At 52.7% G+C, this 15,007-nt stretch carries 15 protein-coding genes; 7 read left to right on the forward strand and 8 right to left on the reverse strand.

Features of this window, described 5'->3' with window-relative positions; all coding sequences use genetic code 11:
* The first annotated feature begins 214 nt into the window (after nucleotides 1-214).
* Nucleotides 215-676, forward strand: coding sequence for a Spy/CpxP family protein refolding chaperone (locus MSNKSG1_RS00650; RefSeq protein WP_008937295.1), 462 nt, complete (start codon nucleotides 215-217; stop codon nucleotides 674-676).
* Between the two features lie 81 nt (nucleotides 677-757).
* Here MSNKSG1_RS00650 and MSNKSG1_RS00655 read toward each other — a convergent pair whose 3' ends face one another.
* From MSNKSG1_RS00655 to MSNKSG1_RS00685, 7 genes are all read right to left on the reverse strand, one after another.
* A complete protein-coding gene (locus MSNKSG1_RS00655; protein ID WP_008937296.1) occupies nucleotides 758-1,975 on the reverse strand; it encodes a methyl-accepting chemotaxis protein in 1,218 nt (405 codons plus the stop codon).
* An 8-nt stretch (nucleotides 1,976-1,983) separates the two neighbouring features.
* Nucleotides 1,984-3,030 carry a lipoyl synthase gene (gene lipA / locus MSNKSG1_RS00660; RefSeq protein ID WP_008937297.1) on the reverse strand — a complete coding sequence of 349 codons (1,047 nt, stop codon included), beginning with the start codon at nucleotides 3,028-3,030 and terminating at the stop codon, nucleotides 1,984-1,986.
* Nucleotides 3,031-3,160: 130 nt separating this feature from the next.
* Nucleotides 3,161-4,438, reverse strand: coding sequence for an O-acetylhomoserine aminocarboxypropyltransferase/cysteine synthase family protein (locus tag MSNKSG1_RS00665; RefSeq protein WP_008937298.1), 1,278 nt, complete (start codon nucleotides 4,436-4,438; stop codon nucleotides 3,161-3,163).
* A gap of 124 nt (nucleotides 4,439-4,562) precedes the next feature.
* Nucleotides 4,563-5,777, reverse strand: a complete 1,215-nt coding sequence (locus MSNKSG1_RS00670) for a serine hydrolase domain-containing protein (RefSeq protein ID WP_008937299.1) — start codon at nucleotides 5,775-5,777, stop codon at nucleotides 4,563-4,565.
* 91 nt (nucleotides 5,778-5,868) lie between these two features.
* A complete protein-coding gene (locus tag MSNKSG1_RS00675) occupies nucleotides 5,869-6,051 on the reverse strand; it encodes a hypothetical protein (RefSeq protein WP_008937300.1) in 183 nt (60 codons plus the stop codon).
* 89 nt (nucleotides 6,052-6,140) lie between these two features.
* Nucleotides 6,141-6,359, reverse strand: coding sequence for a hypothetical protein (locus tag MSNKSG1_RS00680; RefSeq protein ID WP_008937301.1), 219 nt, complete (start codon nucleotides 6,357-6,359; stop codon nucleotides 6,141-6,143).
* 155 nt (nucleotides 6,360-6,514) lie between these two features.
* Nucleotides 6,515-6,907 carry a hypothetical protein gene (locus MSNKSG1_RS00685; RefSeq protein ID WP_008937302.1) on the reverse strand — a complete coding sequence of 131 codons (393 nt, stop codon included), beginning with the start codon at nucleotides 6,905-6,907 and terminating at the stop codon, nucleotides 6,515-6,517.
* 231 nt (nucleotides 6,908-7,138) lie between these two features.
* Between MSNKSG1_RS00685 and MSNKSG1_RS00690 the strand changes: the two genes are divergently transcribed.
* The 4 genes from MSNKSG1_RS00690 (at nucleotide 7,139) to MSNKSG1_RS00705 (ending at nucleotide 10,696) form a co-directional block, all read left to right on the forward strand.
* A complete protein-coding gene (locus MSNKSG1_RS00690; RefSeq protein WP_008937303.1) occupies nucleotides 7,139-8,779 on the forward strand; it encodes a methyl-accepting chemotaxis protein in 1,641 nt (546 codons plus the stop codon).
* 73 nt (nucleotides 8,780-8,852) lie between these two features.
* Nucleotides 8,853-9,554: a transporter substrate-binding domain-containing protein gene (locus MSNKSG1_RS00695; RefSeq protein WP_008937304.1), complete on the forward strand. Its 702-nt coding sequence runs from the start codon at nucleotides 8,853-8,855 to the stop codon at nucleotides 9,552-9,554.
* A 125-nt stretch (nucleotides 9,555-9,679) separates the two neighbouring features.
* On the forward strand, nucleotides 9,680-10,471 hold the full coding sequence (locus MSNKSG1_RS00700) for a transporter substrate-binding domain-containing protein (protein ID WP_008937305.1): 792 nt from the start codon (nucleotides 9,680-9,682) through the stop codon (nucleotides 10,469-10,471).
* A gap of 24 nt (nucleotides 10,472-10,495) precedes the next feature.
* A complete protein-coding gene (locus tag MSNKSG1_RS00705) occupies nucleotides 10,496-10,696 on the forward strand; it encodes a hypothetical protein (RefSeq protein WP_008937306.1) in 201 nt (66 codons plus the stop codon).
* Nucleotides 10,697-10,797: 101 nt separating this feature from the next.
* On the opposite strand, the gene MSNKSG1_RS18780 is transcribed toward MSNKSG1_RS00705, so the two are convergent.
* Nucleotides 10,798-11,064: an excalibur calcium-binding domain-containing protein gene (locus MSNKSG1_RS18780; protein WP_083870886.1), complete on the reverse strand. Its 267-nt coding sequence runs from the start codon at nucleotides 11,062-11,064 to the stop codon at nucleotides 10,798-10,800.
* 799 nt (nucleotides 11,065-11,863) lie between these two features.
* Between MSNKSG1_RS18780 and MSNKSG1_RS00710 the strand changes: the two genes are divergently transcribed.
* Together MSNKSG1_RS00710 and MSNKSG1_RS19055 are read left to right on the forward strand one after the other, a co-directional pair.
* Entirely contained in the window at nucleotides 11,864-13,633 is a 1,770-nt protein-coding gene (locus MSNKSG1_RS00710; RefSeq protein WP_152638679.1) for a hypothetical protein, read from the forward strand.
* A 52-nt stretch (nucleotides 13,634-13,685) separates the two neighbouring features.
* Nucleotides 13,686-14,249: a hypothetical protein gene (locus MSNKSG1_RS19055; RefSeq protein WP_152638680.1), complete on the forward strand. Its 564-nt coding sequence runs from the start codon at nucleotides 13,686-13,688 to the stop codon at nucleotides 14,247-14,249.
* Nucleotides 14,250-15,007 lie beyond the last annotated feature (758 nt).

The raw sequence follows: 15,007 nt of genomic DNA on the forward strand, positions 1-15,007 counted from the left end.
CGCCATTATGAAGGGGAATGGATAAAGTTTCACATTTCCTTGAATGCGCTGGTGTGGCGGAGTGACGTGGCGTCGAATGAGATGTATGTACAAAAAGAAGGGAGATCGGGGTGAAATCCGGGGGCAGGTTGTTTTAGGGTGTAGGGCCTGATAACTGAAGTTAATGAAACCGGGCGATGTTCTTATAGCCATCGCCGCAACCACGGAGATCTTTATGAAGCTCGCAAAAATCCTTGGAACTGCTCTTGTTGCACTGTCTCTCTCCGCGCCAGTCATGGCCCAGTCGGCCCAGGGTGGTCAGCCGGACCAGGTGGACCAGTTGGCCAAGATGGTAGGCCTGTCGGAGGATCAGCAAGCGGACATTCGTGCCATTCTTGATGAGATGCAGACCAAAATCGGCGAGTTGCGCAAGGAAGCCCGCACCATCCAGCAGGAAATGCAGTCACAGATCAAGGCCGACTACGACGAATCCGCGATTCGCGAGAACGCCAATAAGCTGGGTGACCTGACCGGTGAAATCGCCGCACTTTCAACGCTGATGCAGGCGAAAGTGGATGGCATCTTTACCCAGGAGCAGCGTGACGAACTGGACAAGCGCATGAAGCAGATGCAGCAACAGATGCAACAGCAGCGTCAGATGCAGCAGCAGATGCAACAGCAGAAGAAGCAGCAGTAAGAATCACCCGCTGCCTGACGAAAAAAGCCGCATGCAGATGCGGCTTTTTTGTGTCTGTCGGTTTGATGACGTCCTGATGGGTCAGACGGAGACTTTTGCCGATGCTTCCTCAAGGGTGTCGATGAGATGTTTGAGTCGCCGGCTCATGTCGGCGCTCTCACCAAGCTGGGTGACCATGTTCTGGGTGGTTTCCCGAATGCCCTGGACATTGGCCAGCATCGCATCCGTGCCACCCGTCTGGTCGGCGGACAGGTCGGCGATTTCCTGATTGGTGCGGTCAATCCGCCCCACGACCTCATTGATGGCCTCGAGGGCCTTGCGTCCTTCCTCGGATTCGGCAACGCAGCGGTCGGCGTCTTCCGAGCTGCCGTTCATCCGGGTGACCGCAATGTTCATCGCTGACAGGAGACGATCAATCGTCGTCTGGATCTGTTCGGTCGAATCCTGGACCCGCTGGGCAAGATTTCGAACCTCTTCGGCCACCACGGCGAACCCGCGCCCCTGTTCGCCCGCGCGGGCGGCTTCAATAGCGGCATTCAGCGCCAGCAGGTTGGTCTGCTCGGCGATGCCTTTGATTTCGGCAACCGCCTGGCTGATTTCGTGGCTGTTCTCGGCCAGTGCTTCGACGCTGCCGGCGGAATCCCGAACCACGTCGGCCAGTTTCCGGATGCTGTCTGCGCTTCTTGCGACACGCTCGCCACCGCCAATCGCAGTCTCCCGCGCTTCATTGGAGAGCGTCTTGGCAATGCCTGCCTGTTCGGCAATGCCCAGGAAGCTCTGGAGCATGGCCTCAATCATCTCGGCCGACCGGTCGGCGCCGGACTGCTGGCGGGCCAGGTCGTCCCGCCTTGCCTCGGCAGCGTCGGTCAGTTCCCGAACCTCCTGGTGCAGACGATCGATGGCCTGTTTCATGCTTTTTACCACCGCCATGGTCCGGTCCTGCATCGCATTGAAGGCGGTGGCCATTTCGCCGATTTCGTCGGTGGAGTCTACCGGTGCCCGGGTACTCAGGTTGCCGCTGCCCTGAACCGAAACCATGGTGTCCTTGAGGCGGTTGATATGCCGTTCGATGAACGAGATCAGCAGCTGGGATCCGGCCATTTCCAGGGCCATGAGTATCGCGACCACGAGGGCAAACCCGGGTGCGGTATCGACAAAGACGTCTCCGAACGACTGACCGCTCCTCTCGGCCATGCTGCTCATGGCATAGAGCACCAACAGGCCAAGTACTGCGAAAACGACAATGTTCAGCAACCAGAATTTGTACTTCAGCCGAATGTTCCGCAGGAAGGTCAGCATTGGGTTCCTCAGTCGATGGTTTTTACCGGGATCTGCATGGCTGCATCCGTTTGTGGCACATCCGGCACGGCCAGCCCGAGATTGTTCTTGTCGAAGACCTTGTCGGCCCGATAGCTTGAGCGCACCATGGGCCCGGAGGGTACCTCCATGAAACCTTTCTCCAGACCGATTTCCCGGTAACGGTTGAACTCTTCCGGGGTCACGTAGCGTTCGACGGGAAGGTGATTGGGCGTCGGGCGCAGGTATTGCCCCAGCGTGAGGATATCCACGCCAATGGCCCGGAGGTCGTCCATGGTTTTCAGGATTTCCTCTTCGGTTTCACCAAGGCCCAGCATCAGGCTGGTTTTGGTGAGCACATCCGGATTGTGTTTCTTCGCGTGCGCCAGAACACTCAGGGTTTTCTGGTAGCCGGCCCGGGGGTCACGTACACGCTGGGTCAGGCGCTCCACGGTTTCCACGTTCTGGGCGAATACATCAAGCCCGGAGTCCACGACCTTTTCCACATCGCTCATCACCGCATCGAAATCCGGTGTCAGGGCCTCGACTGCGACCTCTGGTGTCCTGGTTTTGATGGCACTCACGCAGGCGGCATAGTGGGCAGCGCCACCATCCGGGAGGTCGTCCCGGTCCACCGATGTCAGGACGATGTAGCGAAGGCCCATCAGCTCTACGGATTTGGCGGTATTTTCGGGTTCCTCGGCGTCGAGCCAGCCCTTCGGGTTGCCGGTATCCACGGCGCAGAATTTACAGGCGCGCGTGCACACGGAGCCCATCACCATGATGGTGGCCGTACCATTGGTCCAGCACTCTCCGATGTTGGGGCAGTGGGATTCCTGGCACACCGTGCTGAGCCGGTGCTCGGTAACGTTCCGCTTTACCGCATCGTAGCGTTCGCCACCGGGCATGCGGGCTCTCAGCCATTTGGGTTTGCGCTCCGTCGTTCGGCCCTCGTCACTGGAAGCGGAACGTTTGACGCCGTCCTTGATGGCGGAGAATCCGTGCTCGTTGCGGAACTTGGTGCCACTGGTAATGCGGGGTTTGGCGCTGTCGCTCATTGACCGGAAACTCTCAAATGAAGGGTATGAAGAACATTTAAGGTTAATCGCCGGCGAGCACAGTTACAAGGCGGGTACGGGCAATCACGGGGGGATCGGGTACGACCTTGGTCGTACCCGATTGATCAGCTTACGCCTGGGATTTTTCCAGGGCCTGGCTGATATCGGCAATGATGTCGTCGACGTGTTCGATGCCGATGGACAACCGCACCAGATCCTCGCTGACGCCGGCACTCTTCAGTTCTTCCGGATTGAGCTGCCGGTGAGTCGTTGTGGCCGGGTGGCAGGCCAGGGACTTGGCATCCCCGATGTTCACCAGGCGAAGGACCATATCCAGGGCATCGATGAATTTGGCGCCGGCGTCACGGCCGCCCTTGATGCCAAAGCTCAGGATACCGGAGGCCTTGCCGCCACAGATTTTGTCGCAGGTGGCTTTATACGGGCTGTTCGCGAGCGCCGCGTAGTTCACCCATTCCACCGCCGGATGATCCTGCAGGAACTGCGCGACCTTTTCCGAGTTTTCGCAATGACGCTCCATGCGCAGCGCCAGGGTCTCAAGGCCCTGCATGATCAGGAACGAGTTGAACGGAGACAGGGCAGAGCCGGTATTCCGCAGCGGAACCACCCGGCATCGGCCGATGAACGCGGCCGGCCCGAGGGCTTCGGTGTAGACCACGCCGTGATAGGACGGATCCGGCTGGTTCATCATCGGGAACTTGTCGGCGCTGGCCTTCCAGTCGAATTTGCCGGAATCCACCACGATGCCGGCAACCGTTGTGCCGTGACCACCGATATACTTGGTCAGCGAGTGAATGACGATGTCCGCACCGTGTTCAAAAGGACGGCACAGGAACGGTGTGGCAACGGTGTTGTCGACAATCAGGGGAATGCCGTGCTTGTGCGCGATTTCGGCCCAGCGCTGGAGATCCACTACATTGCCGGCCGGATTGCCGATGGACTCGCAGAAAAGCGCTCGGGTCTGGTCGTCGATGGCTTTCTCGACAGCATCAAAATCGTCGTGGGGCACCATGCGGCAGTCGATGCCCTGGTTCGGCAGGGAGTGGGCAAACAGGTTGTAGGTGCCGCCATACAGCTGACTGGTGCTGACGATATTGTTACCGACCTTGCAGATGGTCTGCAGGGCGTAGGTGATCGCGGCCATTCCGGATGCAACGGCCAGTGCGCCCACGCCACCTTCAAGAGCGGTCATGCGCTCTTCGAGCACGCTGTTGGTCGGATTCATGATCCGCGTGTAGATATTGCCCTGAACCTTCAGGTCGAACAGATCGGCCCCGTGCTGGGTGTCGTCGAAGGTGTAGGACGTGGTCTGGTAGATCGGGGTTGTCGCGGCCTTGGTGGTCGGGTCGCTCTTGAACCCGGCGTGAAGCGCGAGAGTTTCCGGTTTCATCGAGACATTCCTTGCTGATGGTTATTGGTTTTGGAGTGCAGGATGCCGAGTATGCCACAGAGATTTGGCCCCAGGCACAGTTCGAAGCGTCATATGCTTATAAAGGTGATGCCAATCCAATTTCTCAGACCAGGGCTCCGTTTACCATCGCGCGCAATTCCTGCCGGATCGGATAGGTGGATGACGGAATCAGCTGCGTCATGAAAATCACCACGAGATCTTCCACCGGATCGACGAAGAAACTGGTGCTGGCCAGTCCGCCCCAGCCGAACTCGCCCTCGGAGCCGTTGGTTTGCGATTTGGCGACGTCGGTCCGTACCGAAAAGCCCAATCCGAAGCCGTTGCCTTCGTAAGGGGTTTCACTGAAGGCGCCGATTGAAAGGCCCGGTAGATCCTGGTTGCCCGGCAGGTGGTTCCGGCGCATGAATTCCAGGGTTTTTCGCCCGATGATCCGGTTGCCCTGATAGGCGCCACCCTGGCACAGCGCCTGGGCAAACTTGTGGTAATCGTCGATGGTCGAGACCAACCCGCCACCGCCCGAGAGGAATGCGGGGGTTTTCTGATAGCGGGAATGCATCGGATCGTCCTGCAGCTTCATGCGATCCCCGGGCTGGTAGAGATAACAGGCCGAGAACCGGTCCAGCTGATCCGGGTGTACCTGAAAACCCGTGTCGTCCATTCCCAGAGGCGCAAAAATATGCTCCCGGAAATACTCGTCCAGCGATTGCCCGGACAGCAACTGCACGAGATAGCCAACCACGTCGGTGGAGACCGAATAGTTCCAGGCAGTGCCCGGTGAGAACTCGAGCGGCAATTCCGCCAGTTGCTCCACCAGGGTCTCCAGTGTCAGCGTGGCACTTCCATCCAGTTTTAGCTGCCGGTAGGCCGCATCCACGTTGCTGCGTTCCATGAAACCGTAAGTCAGTCCGGACATGTGGGTCAGGAGATCCCGTATCGTCATGGTGGTGGCTGCCGGTTCGGTCTTGAAGTGAGGGTAGGTGCCTCCTTTGTAGACCCGCAGGTTGCGCCAGGCAGGAATGTATTTGTGGACGGGGTCGTCCAGCAGGAACATGCCTTTCTCGTAGAGCTGCATCAAGGCAATGGAGGTGACCGGCTTGGTCATGGAATAGATGCGAAAAATGGTGTCTCGCTGAACGGGCTTCTGCCGCTCGATATCCATCATTCCCTGTGCTTTTACCCAGGCAATCTCGCCGTGTCGGGCGACCAGGGTCAGTGTGCCCGGAAGACGACCAGGCTGGATGTATTGACGGTCCAGATGTTGAGTGATGGCGTCGAGGCGGTCGAGGGACAGCCCTGCAACAACGTTCGATTTCGACATGGACAGATCCTCGGGTCAAAACCCGCAGCTTAGTCGATTTCGCTGTGCGATAGAAGGGTTCGCAAATATGAGGGAGTGGGCGAGGGGCGTTTCAGAAACGCCAGCGCTGATCCTGGTTTCGGCTCGCCGGGCGGATGGACAGGAAGACAATGCCATAGGCGATCGCGAGGGTGGCACACAGGAAAACAGTCTGCGCCGCCTGATCGGTAATCATCAGAACCGCAGGCAACGTAATGAGCAAAACGGCTGCCAGTTCCAGGAGGATCTTTTTCATCGGGTCACGAGAGGTCAATCAGCTGAACAGGCGTCAATTGTAGCGGTTCGAGACGAACCGGAATGTGCGACTTTGGCATGAAACCACGGTTATCTTTCGTCGGATTGACGACGGGACCGTTCGGTCGTGCGGTCACGAAGCCAGCGCGCGAGGTGGAAGCGGATGGGTTCGAAAAACAGAATCAGGATGTAGAGCAGAAACAGCCCCAGAGCCGTCAGGATCATCTTCAGATTGAAACCCGACAGCACCAGCAATACGGGCACCAGGATAATGACGACCAGCGCCATGTCGGCAGGTTTCAGATTCATTGGTTCACACGCTCTTCGGGAACATCGGGGAGTGGTTATAGCGTACGCTGTTTCCGTCTTTCCGACTGTCAAAGGTTGTTTAATCCGCGTGTTCAATCTGTAAAGAAAGGTACAACCTAATAACCCGGTGGCGGGGAGGATGCATCGGGCCGGTCTTAGAACTGATTGAACAAGGCGTCGATCAGGGACCAGTAAACGGTGTAGAGAATGACCAGCGCTGCGCCACTGAGCGACGCTATGCCAAGAGACGATTTCGTTAACAGCAACACCAGCGACGTGAACGCCAGGAAGGCGACCAGTTCAAACCCCGCCAGGTTCATCAATCTGTCGCCCCAGCCAGTGTCTGAGTGATGAGTGTCTTCCAGCATGCCCCACTTCCAGTCGTAGATGATGGCCCACACACGGGCTATCAGCGTGGCCAGAATTCCGAAATAAAACGCATGGGTGGGAGGTTGATCGAACAGGACCAGGGCAAAGCCGGCGATGGGGAGAATACCGATAAAATCAAACGTGGCAATGACGAATGATTTTGTTGTTTTATCGTCCATCTGCGTAAACCTGTTCGTACAGCCAACAGATGAACCGTAAATCATTTCTTAGAGGGTTATTTGATCAACATCAGGTTTTTGGCCGATCCGGAGCCTGCTTCCGTTAGTTGCATGAAGGTACAAATAGAAAGTGCAACTTTACGCGATTTCATTAAACTGTCCCCTTTGGCTGCATATGGGTGTTGGCCCAGTGGTAAACGGGAAGGGAGTGCCCGCTAATGGAGTGTGTTTATGAAGGCACTGAATCATGTCTCTCTGAAGTGGCGCATGGCGATTCTCGTTCTGGTTCCACTTTCGGCAATTGCCGGTCTCTCGATTTACGCCGTTTTGGTGTTTTCGGAAATAAACCGGGGTGTTTCCAGTATCTACAACGATCGGGTGGTTCCGCTTAAAGATCTCAAAATCATATCCGATGACTACGCGGTACTGGTGGTCGATGCAATCAACAAGGCCAACGCAGGTCTGATGACGGCTGAGCAGGCCCGGGGCCAGCTGGTTGAAGCCCAGGCCATCATTTCTGAAAAATGGCAGAAGTTCACGGCGACGCGTCTGACGGCGAGAGAGCAGGCACTTGTCGCTGAGGTGGAAGCGCTGTTTTCGGATGCGGATGCGGCTATTGCCGATGCGATCACGGTACTCGGGCAGTCTTCCGGCAACGTCCGGGGCCAGCTGGATACCCTGGACGGTCCTCTGTATGGGGTGATTGACCCGGTGGCGGCGAAAATCGCCGAGCTGATCGATCTGCAGCTGGACGTTGCGGCCTCGGAAAGGGCATCGGTGGGACAGCTTTCCGATCAGAGCAAGATTCTTTATCCGGCCGTTGCCGCAGCGGCGGGTGTTCTGACCCTGGGGGCGAGTGCACTGATCGTTCTGTCCATTACGTCACCCATCCACTCCATGCGCCGGGTGATGGGAGAGGTGGCTGATCGTTCGGATCTTTCGCGCCGCATTGATGTTGAGGGATCGGATGAGCTGGCGGATCTTGGAGGTGCGCTCAACCACATGCTGGAGCAGTTCGACCAGGTGATCCGACAACTTTCTTCCGTATCGGACGAAGTCGCCACGGCATCGGAGGAACTGTCCGCCATCAACGCCAGCGCGGAAAGGAATATCGAGGCCCAGTCGGAACAGACCGACCAGGTGGCCACCGCCATGAACCAGATGAGTGCTGCTTCCTCCGATGTGGCCCGCAGCGCCGACGAAGCCCAGGCCGCGGCACGCACCGCAAAAGAGCTTGGAGTGAAGGGGCGGGTCAATGGTGAAAAGGGCCGGGAAGCCCTGCACCGCCTCGCGGAAGAGATCCGGAGGGTTGCCGACAGAATTCATTCACTGGAAAGCAAGAGCGCGGAGATCCGGAAGGTCACCCAGGTGATCAACGAGATTGCCGAGCAGACCAACCTCCTGGCACTGAATGCTGCTATCGAAGCGGCAAGGGCGGGCGAGCACGGTCGGGGTTTTTCCGTCGTGGCCGATGAAGTCCGGTCGTTGGCTCAGCGAACCCAGTCGTCCACCGCGGAAATCGCCGGGGTTGTCGAGAGCCTGATTGATGAAAACAAGGCGACGGTGGCGGTCATGCAGTCCAGCCTGGAAAAGGTCGAAGATAACCGGACATTGAGCGAAGATGTGGCTGAAACCATTAACGCCATCGGCGATGCCATCGACCACATCTTCCAGATGGGCGAGCAGATCGCCAGCGCGTCGGAGCAGCAATCCGTCGCGGCGGAGCAGGTCAGCGGCAATCTGACCCACATTGTTGACCTGTCCAGCCAGAATCTCACGGGCGCCCAGCAGTCCTCTGCCGCGAGTGGTGAGCTGGCCCGACTGGCAGCGGCAATGAAGGATCAGGTCTCCGCTTTCCGGACCAGCGCATAAGGGACTGCAGGGCTGGGATTGATGTACTAGGCTTGGTGCAAGGGCCGGAGTGCCCGTTTACCGAGCCGATGTCATGGACAGGAAATCGCCAACTTATCGTTCTCTGCTGACTGCCGTTCTCGCCATTTTCATGGGGCCCGTTCTGGCTGCGCCCAATCAAGCGGTGCGGATTGGCGTGGTTGAAGGGATCCCGCGAGAAATCGCGGTCTCCGAGGGCCATCTCGTGGGACGTTTTTCGTCGTTCTACAACTGTGTCTTCGATAGTCTGTCCATGCCACTCAGATTCCAGAAAATGCCGCTTGCACAAATCCTGTACCAGCTGAAGAAAGGACGCCTGGACGTTGGATTGCCTCTGGTACAGACGGAAGAACGGGATGAGTATGCAGAGTTCGGTGGCCGCCTTTTCCAGACAGAGTACGTCTACCTGCTGCTTGATAACCTGCCTCCCCTCGACCAGACCCCGGGCCTGACCTATTCCTTCATCAGGCGCTTTGTGGGCGAACAGTTGCTACTGGGGGAGGGGGCAAAGATGTTGGCCGTTTCTGAATGGAAACAGGCCGTGGACATGCTGAAACTGGGTCGGGCGGATGTCGTGATCATTCCGTGGGTGTTGTTGCAACCCCTGATGTCGGACTTCAAAGGTCAGTACTTCGTGCGGCCTGCGGTGTGGGTCGATATTTCCCTTTATGTGTCGCACCTGAGCGGGGATAAAACCCTGGCGGAAAAGCTGCGGGCCAATGTCCGGCGATGTCGGTACAGGAACGATCAGAACTGACAGGAAACACGATCAACTCGTCTTCCGGCTGGTATTTGACAATGATCAGCCCGGTCAAGATGATTGCTGCTATAAATAAATGAACTATTGAACTTGTATCCGTCTTTCAAGATTTTGGGGCTTCCATGATGCTTTCCAGGCTCTTCTTGAGAGCCTTCATATTGTGGGGGGCGACAGGTTGGGTTCCCGCACAGGCTGCCGACCACACTCTTACCATTGTCGCGCCCGAACTCCCGGGAAGCTCTGAAGCGGGCGGTGTAGGCCGGGATGCCGAGCTTGTCGCGGCAACGCTTCGGGAGTGTGGTTACAGCGCAAAATTCATTGTTCAGCCATTCGGCCGTCATATGCTGACTTACCGGCAATCTCTGCGAGGCGATGCAGTGATGACTGTCCCCTTGTATCGTAACCTACCCGGGTATTCGACCTCGGCCTATATCTGGTATCAGAATGGGGCGTACTACGACAGTGAACGAGTCGGCCCGATTAACACGATTGCCGACCTGAAAGGCTTAAACGTCGTGACGTTCAACGATGGCATCAAGATTCTGGGCCTGGAAGCGCTGGTTCCGTATTTGGGAGAAGTTCACGAAAACACGAATCAGAGGATTCACTCGCACTTGTTATTCCTGGGCAGAGTGGATGTAATCCTTGCAGATGGACTGATTGTTGCAGAGGTGAATCACCGTATACGGGAACAAGGACTGTTGCCAAAAGGGGAGTTCGATTTAAAGAACTTCAGGTTCGCCCCGATTTTTAATCCGACACCCTATAAAATGGTATTCAGGGAGCCGGGTCTGGCGAGAGCCTTTGACGAGTGCTTTGATCGGCTCTACAGGAAAGGAACTGTTACAGTGATCCTGGAAAAATACCTGGCGCCCTACCAGGGCGAACTGATGCATCGCTACTTATCTCAGTAGCACCCCGGAGTGGAGGTGTGAGAATTGGCGAAGAAACTTACCTTGACCTTCGTTGAAGAGACGGCTGATACCGCTTTGCTGCAGAAGAAAGAAGAGGTGGCCGACCTGATTGAGGCTGCGATTCGTGATGATGAACAGCGTATTCATTCCCGAGTCTCAGGCTTCAGTATTCAGGAACTGATTCTTATAGACGAGTGCCTGAAAAAGGCCCGGCGTTTCAGCTAGCCGTTCTCCGAACAACTCCTTTTATTGTTTATTCCCGCTCCTCTGATTGTCCAAATTCGCTTTTGATATCGAGTCAGGCAGTGGACAGCGAGATTGTCGGATTAAAACCTTGAATCGTTCTCGCAGGGTATTCCGTCGTGGTCGCCGTCCATTTTGGTATTGGGACAGTGCCTGGTAAAGAAAACGGCTTCTTCTCTGGACGTCATCTGGCTGCAGTATTGCCTGCCGTCGCATTTGAAGCGTGAGGGTTGCGAGCTCGACTCGGTGGGAGAGAAAGACAGCTCCGGAATTTGGCCACCATGACGTTGATACAGTTGCCAGCCGCCAACGGCTAAGAGTGCGATGATCAAAAGCTTTTTCAAAGTCATGTCCCTATGTCGACTGGATGCAGCGCCTATTTCAGAAGACGCCCATTATAGCGGCAGGAAAACGCGGGGCATAAAAAAAGGTCACGACTCGCGTCGTGACCTTTTGAATTCTGGTAGCAAGGGGCGGAGTCGAACCGCCGACCCCAGCATTATGAGACCTGTGTGAGGTGTTCATTAAAGTGCATAGGCTTTCGAAATCAGCTAGTTGCGTATTCTGGCCAGTCGTTAACGGGCACTAAGGTACATGGTGGTAGGCAAGGGGGCAACCGACATCAAGCGGATGCACAGCTGTCTTCTAAGGCTTCCAGCTTTACCTGAAAACCAACGGCAGGAGCGTACGTGTTAAGAGTGCTCCAGCTTGGGTTCCCTCTGCCATGCTCAAGCCTTGAGATGTTGCATTTGTTAGTGACCAGCGTTTTGAATGGTTTCTCGTGGGAAATGCTGGCTTAAGCTTACATTGTGACAAACTGGTAAATCAGATTGAGCTCTTCCTGGAGGGTGTCGCACTTCCTTCCAACTTCGCAGAGCAGAGAATACCGCTGTCGATCACTTCTGTGGTCTTGGCTCAATCGAGAAAGGCAATAGTTTTTTAAGGCAGAGCGTTATCATTTCGCGTAATGAGCTGTTAGTCTCAAATTAGTGCGTCCGGAGCTGAAGAGCAATGCGCGTGGATAGATTTTATTCATTTCGTATCTAATGCGATTCCATAGCAGGACAAGGGCGTTTCGCCAGTTTTGACTCTGGCGTTTTTAATCAAGGTTTTATTGGATCTGGGCGAGGGGTTATGAGGTTTAGGAGCTTGCACAAATGGGATGTGACCGATGAGATGTCGGGCCTTATATTTTTTGCCCAAAGAATGGATGAACTTCTTTTTGACTATACTTTAGATAGCTATAAGTCGATGTCTTTGAATGCGCCGTATCTTTGCCGTGAAGCACTCAGGCTTATAAAGGATGTTGAAGAGGAGTTGATCGAGGAAGGGAATCTTCCTCATGTTTTGGATGAGTTGGAGTGGAGTATACAGAACGACAAGTTGGCAAAAGATTTGCTGGATGTTGATCTCGATTACTATATCCTTAAGTCTAAGGAAGATTCCTTGCATGAAAAAAGGAAACGCTTGGAAGCGCTTTCAAAAACTATAGGGCCTTCCCGATATTTGTGGAAATGCAAGGAAAGGCTTTACGAAGAAATAGTTGCAAAGAATAAGAAGGCAATAAATAATCTTTCGGCCACATTTGCTACCACTTTGATAAATTTTGGTTACAGCAAAACGTACATATATACAATAACTAAAAATTTCTTTTTTATCGGTTCCGAACCAAGGATAGACTCGTGTGAAAGAGTAAAAGACTATTTTGATAATTTTGATCAGAAAGTTCACTATTATGATGCTGTGTTTCTCGTTGATCCGTTGGTAAGGACTGTTTCGCAGTCAGTCAAGGCGTTTCAGATAGATGTTCATGACAAGTTGAATGAAGAGTTAGAGCATTTGGTAATGGAGCATGAGTTTTTTGCCGATGGAGAGTATGAGGGTTATCAGTATGTTCAGGTCAAGGGAATAAGAGCGTACGACTATCAAAAAGCTCGAACAATGGCTGAGAGGAAGATTGATAACCTTAGTGATCTCTTTTCACTGTTTTATCATAAAAACCAAATATCTTGGAGAAGGGACGCCATCGTAAGAAAGCTATGTTGTGATAGTATTTCCACTCTTGAAAGGCCTCACAAGGGGCCAATGGAAAAAGGTTTTGATTACAAACCAGCAAAAGCTGCAAAAGAATTAAATAGACTAATATCTAGTTTTGCGCTCAAGAATCAGTCGAGTTTCCAGAAGTTTAATCGGGTTGCTGACCTTCATGGAATATGTATATCGAATGATATTGTAGAGAATCAACTGGTTAACCTTTGGACTGCTATAGAGACTCTAGTTCCCTCCCACGTTGGTAGTAATAAGATAAATGGAGTTATTAATTTTATTCTTCCATTTATTGTTGTGTCCTACATTTATAGGTTGGTGAGTAGGTTTGTTGCTGATATGTTTATCTGGGATCGCCGAATTACTAGGCGATTTCTTGACCAGGTTGAAAGCTCAGACGGCGTAAGCTTATATGTAAAAGCGCTCAATCTTTTGGCTCTAGAAGAAAATCAACAGAATAGAAATGAGTTGTATGAAGCGTTAAAAGATTTCCACCTTTTGAGGTTCAGAGCTTTCAGCTTACATGAGATTTTGTCAAAGCCTAGAAAATTGCAAGAAGTAATTGAGGTTCACAAAACCAAAGTGTCGTGGCAGGTTCGCAGAATGTACCGAACCAGGAATCTAATTGTACATACTGGTCAAACGCCCACCTATCTTGAAGCATTAATTGAGAACGGTCACGACTATTTGGATCAGATAATGGAAGGTATTATCGAGTTTTCTTGTGGAAGCTACCGTACCCAATCACTTGAACAGGTTTTCGAGTTGGCCAAAATTCAAAGAATTCGATTTGATCGCCACCTAAAAAATCTTGAGCATGTTGATAGAGATTCGATTCGCTTTCTCTGTGAGAGAGGCAAGAAGTCGGTCTGATATTAGGTTTTACTTCGTCGAATCTTTCATATAGACAATGGAGTTTATGAGGTTGGGTACGCAAGAATTGAGTAAGGTTGAAGTCAGTTCTATGTGGTTGGATCTTTCAAGCCTTAGTGCGAGCGAAATAACTTCGATTTGTGCTTTGTTTGTAGCGGCTATTTCTGTATTGATTTCACTATGGCAAGCTAGCGTCGCTAGGAAGCATAACCGTCTGTCAGTAAAGCCACACATTGATCCACTTTTTGATACATTTGCGGCAAACCCTGTTTCTTGTATTCTAGATAATCACGGTATCGGCCCTGCATTTTTCAGATCTTTCAAGTTTTATTATAGAGGGGGTTTTTTCAATATCGATAATTATGAAGACATAAAAATGTTCTTTTATAGTGTTGGTATAGACTTGAACGAAGTTTCCCACAAAGTTTGGATTCCTGACTGTAACTCAGCCCTAGTTCAAGGAAAAAGTGTAGCGTTTTTCGAGTTTTCTTCCTCGAAAAATGATCCTTTTTTACATAAAAAGCTAACTGACGTTGTAGATAATTTGGGGTTGGTTATCGAGTATTCGTGTATCTATGGAGTTAGGTATAAAACTGAGAGAAATCTTCAAGCTTAAATTTTATTCCAAGCCTTTGGTTTTCAGCACCCGCTCAGTATTCTTAAGTGGTTGGTCGAATCTCATAATCTTTTCCATGCATTTGATTAGTTCAGTTATCACTTCACAACTCAATCATGCCGAAGACTTCTCGGTCTTCGCCTTAGAAAAGAGTATTTCGACCAAAACTCTTTTCCTTAACTCTTTTCTCAGTCTTGCCGATCCTGGAACCATCTGTACATGACCTTTTTAGTGATTGCTATCCCTCGGCGTGACTGTCTAACTTTGAGTTAACTTCATCGTATTCTGGACTTGTCTGACCGATTTCGGGAGCGATTTCTCCGCTAATAAGCCAAAGCGAATATTCTGGAAATACCTTTTTGACTACTTCGAGCTCATTAGTGCTCATCCGCACCCCTTTGTAGAGAACGGCCTTCCACCTGGAATTTCCGATCTCGCCAGATCGAACCAGGGTATCTATACCTGCTCTTTTAATGAGCATTTTTGCTCGATCCTCTATTAATTCCATATTGATCTAAAAACCAGTAGCTAAGGCAGAGTTCAACTATTGACCCTTGCTTTGGCAATGTCTATAGTTAACTTAACGAGGTCATATAGTGACCTCCTTTATTGACCTTTAAAGTCCGTTTATGACGGTTTCGGACCAATGACCATGATAGAGGAACAACTAGCCGAACGCATTAAACAGCTCAACTGGCCTGTCCTTATGGACTGGCGCCAGTTCGCCGACTGGGTCCGCGTAGACCAGGGCGTAATAG

This window comes from Marinobacter santoriniensis NKSG1 (genome assembly GCF_000347775.1).
Classification (GTDB): Bacteria; Pseudomonadota; Gammaproteobacteria; order Pseudomonadales; family Oleiphilaceae; genus Marinobacter; species Marinobacter santoriniensis.

Coding starts and splice junctions, on each gene's coding strand:
- MSNKSG1_RS00650 (WP_008937295.1), top strand. CDS start 215: ATGAAGCTCGCAAAAATCCTTGGAACTGCTCTTGTTGCACTGTCTCTC.
- MSNKSG1_RS00655 (WP_008937296.1), bottom strand. CDS start 1,975: ATGCTGACCTTCCTGCGGAACATTCGGCTGAAGTACAAATTCTGGTTG.
- lipA (WP_008937297.1), bottom strand. CDS start 3,030: ATGAGCGACAGCGCCAAACCCCGCATTACCAGTGGCACCAAGTTCCGC.
- MSNKSG1_RS00665 (WP_008937298.1), bottom strand. CDS start 4,438: ATGAAACCGGAAACTCTCGCGCTTCACGCCGGGTTCAAGAGCGACCCG.
- MSNKSG1_RS00670 (WP_008937299.1), bottom strand. CDS start 5,777: ATGTCGAAATCGAACGTTGTTGCAGGGCTGTCCCTCGACCGCCTCGAC.
- MSNKSG1_RS00675 (WP_008937300.1), bottom strand. CDS start 6,051: ATGAAAAAGATCCTCCTGGAACTGGCAGCCGTTTTGCTCATTACGTTG.
- MSNKSG1_RS00680 (WP_008937301.1), bottom strand. CDS start 6,359: ATGAATCTGAAACCTGCCGACATGGCGCTGGTCGTCATTATCCTGGTG.
- MSNKSG1_RS00685 (WP_008937302.1), bottom strand. CDS start 6,907: ATGGACGATAAAACAACAAAATCATTCGTCATTGCCACGTTTGATTTT.
- MSNKSG1_RS00690 (WP_008937303.1), top strand. CDS start 7,139: ATGAAGGCACTGAATCATGTCTCTCTGAAGTGGCGCATGGCGATTCTC.
- MSNKSG1_RS00695 (WP_008937304.1), top strand. CDS start 8,853: ATGGACAGGAAATCGCCAACTTATCGTTCTCTGCTGACTGCCGTTCTC.
- MSNKSG1_RS00700 (WP_008937305.1), top strand. CDS start 9,680: ATGATGCTTTCCAGGCTCTTCTTGAGAGCCTTCATATTGTGGGGGGCG.
- MSNKSG1_RS18780 (WP_083870886.1), bottom strand. CDS start 11,064: ATGACTTTGAAAAAGCTTTTGATCATCGCACTCTTAGCCGTTGGCGGC.